Source organism: Vibrio sinensis, assembly GCF_003605645.1.
Classification (GTDB): domain Bacteria; phylum Pseudomonadota; class Gammaproteobacteria; order Enterobacterales; family Vibrionaceae; genus Vibrio; species Vibrio sinensis.
On record NZ_QVMU01000017.1, the window covers coordinates 80946 to 95955 of the forward strand.

The window sequence follows — 15010 nt, forward strand, 5'->3', positions numbered from 1 at the left end:
ATTCAATCGGCTCCTCCCTCATCAATTGAGGGAGGGCATTAACACTGATAACTAGAGATCTATCAATGACCATTGAAAACGTAAGCCAAGCCAAAGTATTCGGTGGTTGGCACAAACAATACACACATACATCAGACACATTAAACTGCAACATGCGCTTTGCGATCTTTTTGCCACCTAACGCAACTAAATCTAACCCTGTACCTGTGTTGTACTGGCTTTCTGGTTTAACTTGCACAGATGAAAACTTCATGCAAAAAGCGGGAGCATTTCGCGTAGCTGCCGAACTTGGTATCGCCATTGTAGCACCAGATACTAGCCCTCGTGGTGACGATGTCGCTGACGATGATGGCTACGATTTAGGTAAAGGTGCTGGATTTTATTTAAATGCCACCCAAGCTCCTTGGTCAGATCACTACCAAATGTATGATTACGTAGTAAAAGAGCTACCAGCTCTGATTGAAGAAAACTTCCCTGTATCGAAAGTGAAGTCTATTTCCGGACACAGCATGGGTGGACACGGTGCACTAACTATTGGTTTGAAAAACAGCCAACAATACCGTTCGATCTCAGCGTTCAGCCCGATTACGAACCCAATGCAATGCCCTTGGGGACAAAAAGCATTCAGTGCCTATTTAGGTAATAATTTTGAAGCTTGGAAAGAGTACGATACAACTGAACTACTGAAGAAAGCAAAAGCTGGGTTACCGATTTTAGTTGACCAAGGTGATGCCGATAACTTCCTTGTAGAGCAATTAAAACCACAAGAGCTAATTGCTGCTGCAAACCTGTTCAAATCAGATGTAGAAGTACGCATGCAACCAGGTTATGACCATAGCTACTATTTTATTTCTAGCTTTATTGGTGACCACCTACACTTCCACGCAAAACATCTATTTGCTTAACTATAAAATGGCTAAAGCATCTTAGTATTGACGTCTCCCATCATCTAGCAGGTACAATAGCGTTTTCTGCTCGATGATGGATACACTTAATGAAAACACTCATGCGATCACTCTTATTATTGGTGATCATCGCTGCTGGCGTATTGGCTTGGGTTTTTATTCCAACCCACGAATCGATGGGTAAACAAGTACTAGAACAACCATTAAATGATACGTTCCGACTCGTCGGACATCGCATTTATTCGACCGATCCTGATAGCAGCAAAATGTTCAGTTATTTTGTTCTCTCTGACGCAACAAACGTCGAGGATGAAAAACCCTTCTTAACAACCTCCGATCAATTTGTTCGCGCTAAACAAACCGGTGACAATACAATTAGTCTTACCGTCAATGGGCGAATCTATCAATACCACAACGATCTATGGGTAAAAATGGAGAATGGTCAACTTCATCATTGGTATGTCAGCACTCAAAGTAACTATGTGCGTTAAAGTAACTATGTGCGTTAACGATATTTATTAAGTCAACTAATTAAATACACTTGTGAATTCGTTCGTTATACAAAAAGTTAGCCCCGCCATCGATTTATCGAGTGCGGGGCTAACTTTTTGTCTTTCAGTCACTGCGTTCCAGTCTAAATTTACAGTAACTTCTCTTTTATCACTTGCAGCACACCTGAATCACGGTTACTAGGCGCCTGAAAACGTGCCATTTTTTTCACTACTTCATGCGCATTTTCCATCGCATACGAGTATCCACTCACTTGTAGCATCTCAAGATCATTTAAATAATCACCAAACGCCATGGTTTCTTGAACAGAAAAGCCCATCGTATGTTGAAGATGCTGAATCGCCGCACCTTTCGATGCTTGAGCATTCATCATATCCAACCAAATTTTTGCACTAATCACCACTTGGTGACTATCGCCGAACTCTTGATTGAGTGTTGGGAAAACATGTTGCTCAGTACCATCAAAATGGCAAACCGCAACTTTCATAAAATCATCATCAACCGTTAACACATCTTCCACGTATTCACAGCGATGGTAATATTTAGCGAACTCTTCAAGCGCCTGTGGATCTTGAGTTTCAATATAAGCAGACCGCTTGCCACACAACACAAAGTAAGCACCATCAATCGCTCTAACTTTTTGAACAATTTGCTCAATTTCTGATTTAGGAATGGTACAACTATAAAGTTCTTTACCTTGGTACATGACTAAAGTGCCATTTTCAGCGACATAAACAATACGGTCTTGTACTGAAGAAAACGTATTTAACAAGCTATAGTATTGACGTCCAGATGCGGCGGAAAAAAGAATGCCTTTCTCTTCTAATTGAGGAAACACATCAAAAAATTCCGCGGGTAATTTTCCATTTTCATCCAGTAAGGTGCCATCCATATCGGAGGCTACAAATTTAATCTTCATTTCAGACATCACTTCAACTCTAACAATTGGCAAAAATGCAACCGTAATGACAATACTAATAGTCATGTTAGCTGCTTTATAAATTACTGTGTACGTTACAGGAAATGGGCCTAATCTCAAGCCAAATCAATAACTAGACTCTACCGCCATATCAAACAAACTCTAACCTATAAAATGGACTATAGAACATCGCTATATTTAGCGGCTTAAAGCCTTGCGCGTCGATGGTAATCTCAACTAAAACAGGTACAATCCACCGCTTAATTTTCCCGAACCAGAGCCAATAACATGCTTTCGTCTCAATCATGCTTTACTCGTTTTAAGACGCAAATCGATGGCGATACGTTGCCTCAACGTTTTACTTTTCCGTTTTATTACACGCCCCACCCTCTTTGTGTTCAAGCTGCGCAACAGCTACAACAGCATTTACAAACACAAACAGATTGGCAGCATGATTTTGGTATAGAACAGAGTGGCTCAGTTGGAATAGGGAAAATGTTTGGTGTTCTACTGGTCAAGTCACCTCAAGGTGAACTTGGATTCTTATCTGCATTCTCAGGTAAGATTGCTGACCAAAACTTACTACCAAATTTTGTTCCTCCTGTGTTTGATATGCTTGCCGAAGAAAGTTTTTTTCGCACCGAGCTTGCTGAAATTTCAGCCGTCAATATTGAAGTCTCTCGATTGAGCGCTGACCCGAAGCGTCTTGAATTGACTGAAACATTAAAGCAATGGCAATACGACTACAAAATACAAGAACAAGCTCAACGCCAAACCATGATTGATGGTCGCGCTTCACGTAAGCAAGAACGTCAACTCGGTGAACAATTTTTAACTGGCGAAGATCTCCAAGAACTATTGAACGAACTTGCAAAAAAAAGTGTCGCTGAAAAGAACGTTCTGAAATACCTGAAACTTGAATGGGATGAGAAAATCGCTCAATTATCAGTTCAACTGGAAAGTATTAACGGTGAGCTAGCAAACTATAAGCAAAAAAGAAAAACACTCTCTAATGCTTTGCAAAACAAACTATTCGAGCAGTATCGTTTTTTAAATGCTCATGGTGAAGAAAAATCACTCAAAGCGATATTCTCCGAAACAACGACGCCAACACCACCAGCTGCTGCTGGCGAGTGCGCAGCACCAAAGCTGCTGCATTATGCTTACAAACATGGCTATACACCTATCGCTATGGCGGAGTTTTGGTGGGGAGCTTCGCCAAAATCGGAAGTACGCCAGCACCAGAAATTCTATCCATCTTGTCATGGAAAATGCCAACCGATATTAACTCACATGCTACAAGGCCTTGAAGTTGACCCAAATCCGTTGGAAGACAATTGGGGTGAAAACAAACCACTTGAGATCGTTTATCAAGATGACGCTATCGTTGTTGTCAATAAACCATCAGGTCTGTTGTCCGTTCCTGGTAAAACGATAAAAGACTCAGCCTATACTCGTGTTCAGGCTTTATTTACGGATGTAGAAGGACCTTTTGTCATACATCGTTTAGATATGGCGACATCGGGCTTATTGGTTTTTGCATTAACAAAACGCGCCAATAAAAGTCTGCAAAAGCAGTTCATCACCCGAGGGGTCCAAAAACGTTATGTAGCTTTACTCGAGGGCGAAGTAGCTCAAAGTGAGGGGACGATTAAATTACCTATGCGAGGCGATCCTGATGACCGTCCACGTCAACTTGTCTGCTTTGAACATGGCAAGCCTGCTGAAACCTATTGGCAATTGATTCACACCAAAAATGGACGAAGTAAGTTGTATATGTACCCTAAAACAGGCCGCACCCATCAACTACGAGTTCATTGCGCGCATCATTTAGGTTTAAATCTTGCCATGGTGGGAGACGGTTTGTATGGGGAAAAAGAAAATCGCTTACATCTGCACGCAGAAATGCTCGAATTTGATCACCCTTACCACCATGAACGCCTGTCATTCCAAGTCGAATCAGATTTTTAGTCATCGCTCACACATCCCTATTCCATATAAGAAGCGCTTCGGCGCTTCATTTTCACTCAACCAAAATAACAACTCTATCAATTAAACCTCTAAATATTGAGATATGCTTCGACAATAAAAACCTAGATAAACAGTAGCATTAACAAATAATACCCCATTCCATATAATCGAGTTTTATATGGTGAGAGACAAATGTGAAAAAAGAAGAAGCCCAACAGAAAATCAATGCCATGCTCTCTCGAATGCAGGTTTATCATGGCATATCAGGCTTTCATCAACTTGAAAAAAACGTCCAAGATATTTGTCAGCGCTACGATTATGTTCTTCCTGAGGCTCAACGCCTTTTTCTTATCGCACTAGCCCATGACAGATATGACAGACTGAAAGACGCCATCCAAACTTATCAGCAATGTATTAGCCAATGCACCGATGAAAAAGATTACGTCCTTAAATTGCATGTGCATATTTTGCTTGGCTCGATTTTCGCAGATCAAGAAGATTATCAAGACGCGTATACCCTCTATCGCGAAGTGCTCGATCACACCAATTTACTCGATGACAATTACCGTTCACTGGCTTACACCAATATCAGTGACTTTCACTTATCCCTAGGGCAATTTCAAAAAGCATATCAACTGGCAAGCCTCGGTGAACAGAGTGCCGCTAAAGTCGGCAACAATGTCAATCAAGCCATCTGTTTACTGAATATGGGCTATGCCTTAGGACACCAGCACGATCCGGTGACGGCAATTGGCCATATTGAAGATGCTCTTGCTATTGCAATCGCACACCAAAACCCGAGAGTTCAAGCAATCGCTCATGGGTATATAGGACAAGTCATGGTGAAACATCGTGAACGTTACTCAGAGTCAGTGGTTCGAGATGCCTTTGAAAAAGCACAAGCTCTATTTTCTGTGACGCAAGACAACCACAATCAACTTGAAAACAAAGTTCATTATGCGTTATTTCTTGCGCAAACTTCAGAAAAGAAAGAAGCACTTTCAGCTTGTCTTAAGTTGTATAATGAAATTGATCCACAAGAAAATTTTAGCTTCTACGTCAAACTATGCCGAGCTTTGTTCTCACTGTTAGAGCAAGAGGGCAATCAAAGTGAATTACTTAAGATTCAGTCCGCCTACATTGCGATTTCAGACAAACATTTCGCAGAGCTAGAAGCTAAAGAGTTTCAACAAATACTCATGCAGGTAGAACAAGCAACCGCGGAACAAGAAAGACGCGTTATCAATCAAACTCGTCAGCATATCGGCACCGTTACTGAAGTAGGTCAGCAGATTGCTACCTCAGAAGATCTCGCTCAACACCTTCCGTTTATTTACGACAAAGTCTGTTCTATCTTCCCGACCGATGAATTCGGTATTGCATTGTATGATGATAAAACTCACATCCTAGATTATTGCTACTTTTATGACCGACGAGGCCCAGTCGAAGACTTCCAAGTCAACTGTTTGACTGAACACTCCATTGGTAGTTATGTAATCGCCAATAAGTCCACGGTACATCTTAACCGTATAAATGATGATGTCTTGAATAGCTTCGTGCCATTGGAACAACGAAAAAAACGCGATTGCGTCATTTTTGATGAGAGCAGTCCCGTTGAATCTATTCTGCTAACCCCGATAAAACTCAGAGATAAAGTCCTGGGCATCTTATCAATCCAGCATCATTTGCCAGATCAGTACCACCAACATCATCGCAATTTATTCGAACAATTAGCGGGATTTATTGCCATTGCACTAGAAAACCACGTTCAGCGCCGCCGCTTAGAGCAAGCCAATCAAAAACTAGATCTCTTATCCAAAACAGATCCTTTGACTGGCCTGTATAACCGATATCAACTGGACACCATCATTCCAACTTTGGTAACGAAAGCCGCGGAACAAGCAGAGAACCTAGCGGCTGTAATGATTGATGTTGATTACTACAAAGGCTATAACGATTTTCATGGCCACCACCAAGGTGATGTCGCGCTTAAGTCCGTCGCCTCACTGATGAAAAGCAGCTTTGATAGTGATAACGACTATTTATTTCGTTACGGGGGTGATGAGTTCTTAGCGGTTTGTTGTAATTCCACACAACTACAACTCGAGCAAAAGTTACGTACGTTACAGCAATCACTTGCTGAAATGGCATTACCTAATCCTTTGTCGCAGTGCAACCCAAACCTAACATTATCGATTGGCGCAGCAAATCGACGTCAAAAGTCACGAAAGGCCGATTCATTCGATCATTTGTTTAATCTCGCCGATCAGCAGTTATACAAAGTAAAATCACACGGCAGAAACAAATTCAGCGTCTGTACCTTGGCCGAGCCCATCTCCCAATAGTTAAAAAAGGTATTAGATTCAACACGGTAATAAGTACAACCAGTATGGTTAGGCCCAGTAAGTCTAATCAACTCAGTGACAGAGGGATAAGAATAAGCGTAGCCAACACAGCAGTAGATTAAAGTAGAACGGAATAATGCGATTTGTTAATACAACAGTATATAATGAAAAGAACCATTCGCTATTTCGATAGCGTTCTATTTTGAAAACCTTGTCTTTCGATGACATGGACTTCGATGACACGCTATTGTTTCATTACTCCAAGGATTACTCATGCCTGCAGCACCGACTACAATCACGTTTTTTGAATTTTTAGCACCCTCAATTGTGGCTGGTCAAAAAACCATTACGATTCGTGACGAATCAGAAAGTCATTATGTCCCTGGAACTCAAGTAGAAGTTTTCACGCTTGAAACGAATCAACGAGTTTGTGATATCAAGATCCTTTCAGTTGAACCATTAAACTTTGACGATATCAATGAATTCCATGCCGAGCAGGAATACATGGAACTCCCTAAGCTAAAGTCACTGATTCGCGAAATTTATCCAAATACTGATACGCTATTTGTAATTAGCTATGAATTAGTTAGCGCTTAAAGAGATACGTTGCTAAAAACGCAGTGTTTTTTACAATGAATCCAAGATAGCAAAAAGGCGCTGAACATCAGCGCCTTTTTATTTAGTTCGGTTGTCCCGTCCTGAAATGTGTTTACACATTGAGGACGAATTATGACCACTTCAAATACCGTTAAGCATCTTTAGCAACAGCTTTAATCAGAACAGATGTATCCATGCGTCCTAACCCTTGTTCTTGGAGTTGTCCGTACTGTTCATCCACTTTTTGAGTAAGTGGTAGTTCAATACCAACGCGCTCTGCTTCTTTCAAACAAAAGCCTAAATCTTTACGCATCCAATCAATTGCAAAACCAAAATCGAATTTATCTTGCGCCATTGTGGTTGCACGATTTTCCATCTGCCATGAACCCGCTGCGCCATGTTTCAAGGTTTCGACAACCTGCTCAATATCAAGGCCTGATTTTTGTGCGAGTAATATAGCTTCGCTTAACCCCTGAAGAATGCCGCCAATGCATATTTGATTGACCATCTTGCAGCGCTGACCTTGACCATTTTCACCTAGCAGTGAAATTTGTTTTGCGTACACGTCCATAACAGGTGCAACTTGGTCAAATACTGTTGGCTCACCACCACACATAATCGTCAGCACGCCATTCTCTGCACCCGCTTGACCACCTGAAACTGGTGCGTCGATAAATGTATAGCCAAGCTCTTTAGTTACTTTCGCGAGTTCAATTGCAAGCTCTGCTGATGTCGTGGTGTGATCGACCAAAACCGCTCCCGGCTTCAAACCAGCGAGAATACCATCATCACCATAGACGACGCTTCGAACGTCATCATCATTACCGACACAAACAAAAACAATATCGCAATCTTGCGCTGCTTGTTTCGGCGTTTCGCATGCCTGTCCTTGATACTGACCGACCCATTGCTCAGCTTTCGCATAAGTTCGGTTGAATACTTTTGTGGTGTAGCCAGCTTTACTTAAATAGCCAGCCATTGGATAACCCATAACCCCTAAACCAACAAAAGCGACTTTCTTTTGGCTCATCAACCGACTCCTCCTTTCTTTTTCAATAGACCGCTAGTCTACTAAACTATCAAAAACATTACTCTCAAATTTAATTAGAAATGAGTATCACTGTTATGTTGCTATCTCATGAGAAAATAACCACTTTTCCTACCTAAATTATGGCAAAATACCCGCCTCTATTTATTGTAACGATGATTCAAATGAAAATTAATGCTGCCATTTTTGATATGGACGGATTACTGCTGGATACTGAACGTCTTTGCCTAAAAGTATTCAAACAAGCTTGTGAAACCGTTGGACAACCCTTTTACGAAGAGGCCTACCTTTCTGTGATCGGTCGTAATGCTGCGGGGATCGAGCAAGTACTGCGCCAAACCTATGGCGACAACTTTGATGCCGTAGATACAGAATGGCGAATCAACTATCAAGCCATTGTGCACCACGAAGCTATTCCATTAAAAGATGGGGTAATTGAGCTACTTGATTGGCTGAAAGAACAAGAGATTCCAATTGCAGTTGCAACGTCGACTCATAAAAACCTCGCGACAATCAAGTTGAAGCTAGCCAACATCGACCATTACTTTGATACCATTACTTGCGGTTGTGAAGTAACTAACGGTAAGCCTGATCCTGAAATTTACCTACTTGCAGCCCAGCGTCTCAACGTTGATCCTGCGACTTGCCTTGCGTTTGAAGACTCAAATAACGGCGTACGTTCTGCGACTTCTGCTAACATGATCACCTACCAAATTCCTGACTTAGTCGAGCCAAGCGAAGAAGTGCTAACCCTTGGTCACACCATATTGCCGAGCCTAAGTGCAGCGCTCAAAAATATCATAACGACCTACCGTTAGACTCATTAGCATCACCTGCTGAAGAAAAGCTTAAAATAACCCATAACTTCAGCAGGTTAATGCCAAGTAAGATGCATTCAATTTTCCATTTATAAACTCAATTTATAACCTCAATAATAGGTTAAAACACCCATCGACAATTCCTCCCCTCTCCAAAGCTCCGCTATTTTTTTGATTCGATATAAATCAAATAATTAATCAACTTCTACAAAATATTTTTATCGTTACGGTTATTTTATTGATTGCAACATGCTAGCATGGGCGGCTTTTTTGAAGTCCCTCACATATTGATGTTCATATGTAAGGGGAAATACACGGCTTTCGAGCCAAGAAAAGCGAAGCAACTATGTCGAATATGACGTCGAATATGACTATGTCGAACATGAAGAACACTGCAACTCAGATACCCATTGAAGATGCAGACTATTCAGCCATTCATCCTCCGTCCCTTTTCAGCAAACTTGAGCTGTCTAACCCTGTTTTTTGGCTTAGCGGCAGTTTTCTTTCTCTGTTTGTTTTTTTAGCTATCACTAACACCACTATACTGACCGAACTAGTCAACACAGGTTTTGGTCTCGCCACCCAATATTTTGGCGCGTTCTGGCAAGTCTTACTGCTACTCAATTTCATTATCGGTTTGTTCATCGCTCTTGGACGAACTGGTTCAGTTAAACTCGGTGGTTTATCTTTTCCCGAGCTAGACACATTCAAATGGCTCTCTATTGTTCTGTGCACCTTGCTCGCTGGCGGTGGGGTATTTTGGGCCGCCGCAGAACCGATCGCTCACTTCGTTTCCGCACCTCCACTTTACGGGGATGCATCACCAAAAGCTGCCGCTATTAATGCTTTATCTCAATCTTTCATGCATTGGGGCTTTCTCGCATGGGCAATTCTCGGATGTCTTTCAACCATCGTTTTGATGCATCTTCACTATGAAAAAGGGTTGCCACTCAAACCTCGAACCTTGCTTTACCCAATTTTTGGCAAGAAAGCGATCAACGGTTGGATTGGTCACATTGCCGATGCATGCTGCATTATCGCCGTCGCAGCAGGTACTATCGGTCCTATCGGCTTCTTAGGCCTACAAATAAGCTATGCTCTGCACGAGTTGTTCGGTATTGCGAACAACTTCACCACGCAATCTTGTGTGATTTTATTCGCTATTGCGACTTATACCCTCTCAGCTCTTAGTGGGGTTGATAAAGGCATTCAAATCGTAAGTCGCTACAACATCATTCTTTCAGCCGGATTAATTGGCTACTTGTTGGTATTTGGACCAACGACTTTCATTGTGGATGGTTATGTACAAGGTGTAGGGCGGATGATTGAAAACTTCATTCCAATGGCCTTATACCGTGAAGACACAAATTGGCTGAGTTGGTGGACGGTCTTTTTCTGGGGATGGTTTATCGGTTACGGACCGATGATGGCGATTTTTATTGCTCGTATTTCTCGTGGTCGAACGATTCGACAATTGATTCTATCTATCAGCATCGCTGCGCCACTGATTACTTGTTTTTGGTTTAGTATTGTCGGTGGTAGTGGTTTAGCGTTTGAACTCGATAATCCTGGATTGATTTCTGGTGCATTTGAGGGCTTTAACCTTCCTGCTGTACTATTAGCGATCACTGCCCAATTGCCTTTTCCACTCATTATATCAATACTATTTTTGATACTAACGACGACATTCATTGTCACCACTGGTGATTCAATGACTTATACCATCAGTGTTGTAATGACTGGTAGTACCGAACCGAACGCAATCATCCGTTCTTTCTGGGGAATCATGATGGGGGTTGTGGCTATTGCGCTCATTTCTATGGGAGCTGGCGGCATCACGGCACTGCAATCTTTCATCGTAATCACTGCAGTTCCAGTCTCATTTGTTTTACTTCCTAGTCTATGGAAAGCACCACAAATTGCTCGTCAAATGGCAAAACAACAAGGCATTATCTAATTTCGACTCTACCAAACTGCCAGCTATGCACTAAACGGTGGTTTAGGCCTATAGATTAGAACCAAAATAAACGCCCACAAACTTCTATTGTGGGCGTTTCTATTAGATATACCCAACTGCACTAAGCATATCTCTAGTTCAAAGTATTAACTTCTAATACAAGTGTTCAAATTCAGGGATAGCCTGACGACCACGCAACTGCAAGAAATTTAAGAAACGCGATGTCGACGTTGTTATGATCTTATCTTCTGGGATTTGATGCTTTTCCAACAATGGAATGACATGATCAAATTTTGCAATGTCATCACAAAAATGCGCATCAGATCCTGTCGTAAAGTAGACGCCGATTTCTTTCCCTACCTCAACAATCTTGTCACAGATAATATCACTGCCAACACGCGCAATGCCCGTCAGCGATGTATTATTGACCTCAATCGCAACGTTGTGCTCTTTGGCACATAAAAGCACGCTTTGAATATCAAAAGCATAACGAGGATTCCCCAAGTGACCCAGTGCATCAACACGACCTGATTTGATCACATTAAGAAGCGCTTGAGTATGCTCTTGCTTTGATGACGGTGGAAAAACCGGTTCATGAAAACTGCCAATAACCCAATCAAGATAAGGCGTTGTTACCGCTAAAAGGTCAATATTCCCATCCACATTCATAATATTCGATTCACATCCTCTTAGAATGCCGATATCGTGAATAAAGCGAGGTAACACTCGTGAATTGGAAAAAAACCATTCATGTGGAGCGCCCGGCATAGACGGCGCATGGTCGGTGGTGCACAAAAGTGCTAATCCTTTATGTTTTGACGCCGCTGCATTTTCAATAATCGTACTGTAAGCGTGTCCACTCGCTAACGTATGCGTGTGTGTATCAATCACTAGTTCCATTTTATTCCCTCAAAATCTATCAGCTTGAGTCTCATTTTCAGCAGTAGAAAACATTCTCAGGTGAATAATATTCTCAGCATGAATATGAATGTGGCCGGCATAATAATACCTAGCAGCTATTCAAAGAGATGGGGATTAGTATCAGAAAAATACGTTTAAATAGAAAGGATTAAAACCGACAAATGACACATAATCGTTGCTATTTTGTATGATTCCATTTTTGGAAAATATGTTTGTGTAATTGATAATTAAACATCAGTAACAATGATGTTACTTTATGTGTCGTTGGTTACACTGATTCAAAGTAATTCTAAAGATCGCGAATACTTTCTAACAGCTGAATATGGAAATTGTGCCAACAATCTCCAACTAAAAAATTTAAATTGTTGCCCAATTTAGCCCGTGTAACTTCACCATTACACGGGTCTTTTTTCTTATATACCCATCTCAGAGCTTATTTCTATATTCACATAGAAAATACTAAGCTTTATCCGCTCCCATAGGCTGATATCGGCCCGGTTTATGGTTCATGGCTAAGATCAGGTTCGTCACTATGGCGCCAAGTACAGAAAGCAAGATCAACTGGATATCAACGATCATCAGTGATAACACCACAATCGTACAATCAAATCCCATCTGAACTTTCCCTGCACGAATACCAAAACGTTCTTGTAAGAAAAGAGCTAAGATATTAAAACCACCTAAGCTCATTTTATGGCGAAATATCACCAACATACCAGTACCAATCAATGCACCACCAACAATCGCTGCATAGAAGCTGTCAATGTGCGATAGTTGAATGACATAGTGGAGATGATCAACCGCGAACGACACTATCGCCACGGCAACAAAAGTGTTTAGGGTGAAACGCCATCCCATTCTAGTCATTGAAAGCCAATAAAATGGTAAATTTAGCGTGAAGAAAATCTGCCCAAAACTAAAATCCGTAACCTTAGTCAGAAAAATAGCGAGTCCGGCAGTACCTCCTGTGAGTAACCCAACTTGATTGAAGAAAATAACACCTAATGATACCAGCCCACTACCCAGTATGAGTGCGAGCAAGTTTTCACGTAGGCTATGTTCATTATCCATAATTTAACAATCCCATGTTCATACTTTCGGCAGAATACATATCTTGCCGTAGCCCCCTAAAATGGCGCGCTCGTTACAAAAAGTCGAATTCACAAACAAATTGTTCGAAATATAAAGTGTTTAACATTTTTTACATCATCACGTTACAAGAATGGCTAAAGCACCACTTTTTAACTATCAAACATGTGAATATGAAGTGATTTTCGTCGTCCCTCTTGTTAATGTGTACATAAAATAGACACACAAAGAAACAACCATGCTTGAACAAATTGTTGGGATACTATTTCCTGTTTTCGCCTTGGTAGTGGTCGGTTTTATCGTTGGTCGCTTCATTAAACCTAATTTTCAAGCCATTAATCGCATTAACATGGACGCCTTTACCCCGGCCTTGGTGTTTTCTTCTCTCGTGACCATTCCCCTTGATCATGACCAACTTCCTCTGTTATTTGCAGCCCTATTCGCGATACTTATTCCAGCTCTTGTCATGTGGCCTATCTGTCGTTGGTTTGGATTAAATTTTAAAGCATGGACGCCACCTCACATGTTCCGTAATAGTGGCAACCTAGCTATCCCACTTTTCACTTATACATTTGGAGAAAAAGCACTCGCGCCCGCTGTAATATTATTTGTCATCGCCGCTTGTACCCACCTCACTATTGGGTTGGCGGTTTTGAGTAGTGGCAATCCGTTACGACAGATCATTAAAATGCCCATTTTCATTGCTGCTCTCATTGCGTTGTGTATCAATATTTCAGGCATATCCCTTTGGGCCCCACTGTATGATGCCAGCGTATTGCTCGGACAAGCCGCTGTGCCAGTAATGCTAATCTCTCTCGGAGGACAGATGTGCAATATTCGCTTATCTGGTTTACGTATTGGTCTGTTATGCACCGTACAATCGTTATTGACAGGAGCCATCGCTTTCGCATGTATTTACTATTTCATTCCATTACCGACAATGGAATTACAAATGATGCTGCTATTTACTATGTTGCCACCAGCAGTGATGAATTATTTATTTGCTGAACGTTTTAATATAGAGCCAGTCCAAGTCGCTTCGATGGTGTTATTTTCCAATTTTTTCTGCATATTCACCTTACCGCTACTGTTACTGTTTGCGCTCTCGTTGTAACTCATCCTACCGTTTCGCATCACTGTATGTAGCACTAATTGATGTGGATAACCCCCACAAACATAGCTCAACTCTACCGAACTCAGATCAATAGGTATTAATCTAAAAAAAATTATCCACCGGCATAGCCGGTGGTTTTTCATATGCGCCTATAAGGCTCTCCTACTGGCTGCGCCCTAGCAGGCGCATAGTGAYCTGACATTTGYATATGACTATTTCCTGCGGCCCGTAAACGGGCTACCTGAATACGGGATCGACAATTGCTCTCCCATTTTATCCTGCTCTAGTTGATGYTTTATGTAACTTTGTATCTTGCCGGTATTTTTTCCTACCGTATCGACATAATACCCTCGACCAAAATTCGCGATTTCTATACTTGAACTTCAAATCCCYAAATCGCTCATAGAGCATCARGCTACTTTTTCCTTTCAAATACCCCATAAAGGATGAAACACTCATCTTAGGTGGTATCTCTAAAAGCATATGAATATGATCTGAGCAACATTCCGCTTCAATAATATTCACGTTTTTCCATTCACATAGTTTTCTAAGTATCTCGCCTACTGCCCTTCGTTTCTCACCATAGAACACCTGTCTTCGATACTTRGGTGCAAAAACAACATGATATTTACAGTTCCATCGCGTATGCGCTAAGCTCTTTTCGTCCCCCATTGGGACCCCCTTTCAATTCTTAATTAACTCTTGCAGTTGCCAGACCACAAGACGTTTTTATCAAATTGAAAGGGGTTATATAACTGACTTATAGCTGTAAGCTTTACGGAACCCCCAGCCTAGCTGGGGGTTTTCTCTATACAA

At 41.5% G+C, this 15010-nt stretch carries 12 protein-coding genes and 1 pseudogene; 8 read left to right on the forward strand and 5 right to left on the reverse strand.

Features of this window, described 5'->3' with window-relative positions; all coding sequences use genetic code 11:
- Positions 1-65 precede the first annotated feature (65 nt).
- Positions 66-905, forward strand: a complete 840-nt coding sequence (gene fghA / locus DZ860_RS16095) for an S-formylglutathione hydrolase (RefSeq protein ID WP_120033310.1) — start codon at positions 66-68, stop codon at positions 903-905.
- Between the two features lie 101 nt (positions 906-1006).
- On the forward strand, positions 1007-1396 hold the full coding sequence (locus DZ860_RS16100; RefSeq protein ID WP_120033342.1) for a hypothetical protein: 390 nt from the start codon (positions 1007-1009) through the stop codon (positions 1394-1396).
- A 149-nt stretch (positions 1397-1545) separates the two neighbouring features.
- On the opposite strand, the gene DZ860_RS16105 is transcribed toward DZ860_RS16100, so the two are convergent.
- Complete coding sequence (locus DZ860_RS16105; protein ID WP_120033345.1) at positions 1546-2343, reverse strand: HAD family hydrolase; 798 nt, start codon at positions 2341-2343, stop codon at positions 1546-1548.
- 279 nt (positions 2344-2622) lie between these two features.
- On the opposite strand from DZ860_RS16105, the gene DZ860_RS16110 reads away from it, so the two are divergent.
- The 3 genes from DZ860_RS16110 to yqfB all read left to right on the forward strand — a co-directional run bounded on the left by DZ860_RS16110 (position 2623) and on the right by yqfB (position 7247).
- A complete protein-coding gene (locus DZ860_RS16110) occupies positions 2623-4305 on the forward strand; it encodes an RluA family pseudouridine synthase (protein WP_120033313.1) in 1683 nt (560 codons plus the stop codon).
- A 194-nt stretch (positions 4306-4499) separates the two neighbouring features.
- Positions 4500-6650: a sensor domain-containing diguanylate cyclase gene (locus tag DZ860_RS16115; RefSeq protein ID WP_243641872.1), complete on the forward strand. Its 2151-nt coding sequence runs from the start codon at positions 4500-4502 to the stop codon at positions 6648-6650.
- Positions 6651-6923: 273 nt separating this feature from the next.
- On the forward strand, positions 6924-7247 hold the full coding sequence (gene yqfB, locus DZ860_RS16120) for a N(4)-acetylcytidine aminohydrolase (RefSeq protein WP_120033316.1): 324 nt from the start codon (positions 6924-6926) through the stop codon (positions 7245-7247).
- Between the two features lie 151 nt (positions 7248-7398).
- Here the strand turns inward: yqfB and DZ860_RS16125 are convergent, their stop codons facing one another.
- On the reverse strand, positions 7399-8304 hold the full coding sequence (locus tag DZ860_RS16125; RefSeq protein ID WP_341537395.1) for an NAD(P)-dependent oxidoreductase: 906 nt from the start codon (positions 8302-8304) through the stop codon (positions 7399-7401).
- A gap of 155 nt (positions 8305-8459) precedes the next feature.
- Between DZ860_RS16125 and DZ860_RS16130 the strand changes: the two genes are divergently transcribed.
- Together DZ860_RS16130 and DZ860_RS16135 are read left to right on the forward strand one after the other, a co-directional pair.
- Positions 8460-9113 (forward strand): HAD family hydrolase, encoded by a 654-nt coding sequence (locus tag DZ860_RS16130; protein WP_120033350.1) that lies wholly within the window; start codon positions 8460-8462, stop codon positions 9111-9113.
- 373 nt (positions 9114-9486) lie between these two features.
- On the forward strand, positions 9487-11070 hold the full coding sequence (locus DZ860_RS16135; RefSeq protein ID WP_207890647.1) for a BCCT family transporter: 1584 nt from the start codon (positions 9487-9489) through the stop codon (positions 11068-11070).
- A gap of 153 nt (positions 11071-11223) precedes the next feature.
- On the opposite strand, the gene DZ860_RS16140 is transcribed toward DZ860_RS16135, so the two are convergent.
- Both DZ860_RS16140 and DZ860_RS16145 read right to left on the reverse strand, forming a co-directional pair.
- Entirely contained in the window at positions 11224-11970 is a 747-nt protein-coding gene (locus tag DZ860_RS16140; RefSeq protein WP_120033325.1) for a phosphatase, read from the reverse strand.
- 480 nt (positions 11971-12450) lie between these two features.
- Complete coding sequence (locus tag DZ860_RS16145; RefSeq protein ID WP_120033328.1) at positions 12451-13062, reverse strand: YitT family protein; 612 nt, start codon at positions 13060-13062, stop codon at positions 12451-12453.
- A gap of 256 nt (positions 13063-13318) precedes the next feature.
- On the opposite strand from DZ860_RS16145, the gene DZ860_RS16150 reads away from it, so the two are divergent.
- Complete coding sequence (locus DZ860_RS16150; protein WP_120033331.1) at positions 13319-14194, forward strand: AEC family transporter; 876 nt, start codon at positions 13319-13321, stop codon at positions 14192-14194.
- Positions 14195-14406: 212 nt separating this feature from the next.
- Here the strand turns inward: DZ860_RS16150 and tnpA are convergent.
- A pseudogene (gene tnpA / locus DZ860_RS16155) lies at positions 14407-14866 on the reverse strand (IS200/IS605 family transposase).
- Between the last annotated feature and the right edge of the window lie 144 nt (positions 14867-15010).

Excerpts from the sequence above, each read along its gene's own strand:
- DZ860_RS16145 (WP_120033328.1), bottom strand. The coding sequence starts at position 13,062 with ATGGATAATGAACATAGCCTACGTGAAAACTTGCTCGCACTCATACTG.
- DZ860_RS16110 (WP_120033313.1), top strand. The coding sequence starts at position 2,623 with ATGCTTTCGTCTCAATCATGCTTTACTCGTTTTAAGACGCAAATCGAT.
- DZ860_RS16140 (WP_120033325.1), bottom strand. The coding sequence starts at position 11,970 with ATGGAACTAGTGATTGATACACACACGCATACGTTAGCGAGTGGACAC.
- DZ860_RS16135 (WP_207890647.1), top strand. The coding sequence starts at position 9,487 with ATGTCGAACATGAAGAACACTGCAACTCAGATACCCATTGAAGATGCA.
- fghA (WP_120033310.1), top strand. The coding sequence starts at position 66 with ATGACCATTGAAAACGTAAGCCAAGCCAAAGTATTCGGTGGTTGGCAC.
- DZ860_RS16100 (WP_120033342.1), top strand. The coding sequence starts at position 1,007 with ATGCGATCACTCTTATTATTGGTGATCATCGCTGCTGGCGTATTGGCT.
- DZ860_RS16130 (WP_120033350.1), top strand. The coding sequence starts at position 8,460 with ATGAAAATTAATGCTGCCATTTTTGATATGGACGGATTACTGCTGGAT.
- DZ860_RS16150 (WP_120033331.1), top strand. The coding sequence starts at position 13,319 with ATGCTTGAACAAATTGTTGGGATACTATTTCCTGTTTTCGCCTTGGTA.
- DZ860_RS16105 (WP_120033345.1), bottom strand. The coding sequence starts at position 2,343 with ATGTCTGAAATGAAGATTAAATTTGTAGCCTCCGATATGGATGGCACC.
- yqfB (WP_120033316.1), top strand. The coding sequence starts at position 6,924 with ATGCCTGCAGCACCGACTACAATCACGTTTTTTGAATTTTTAGCACCC.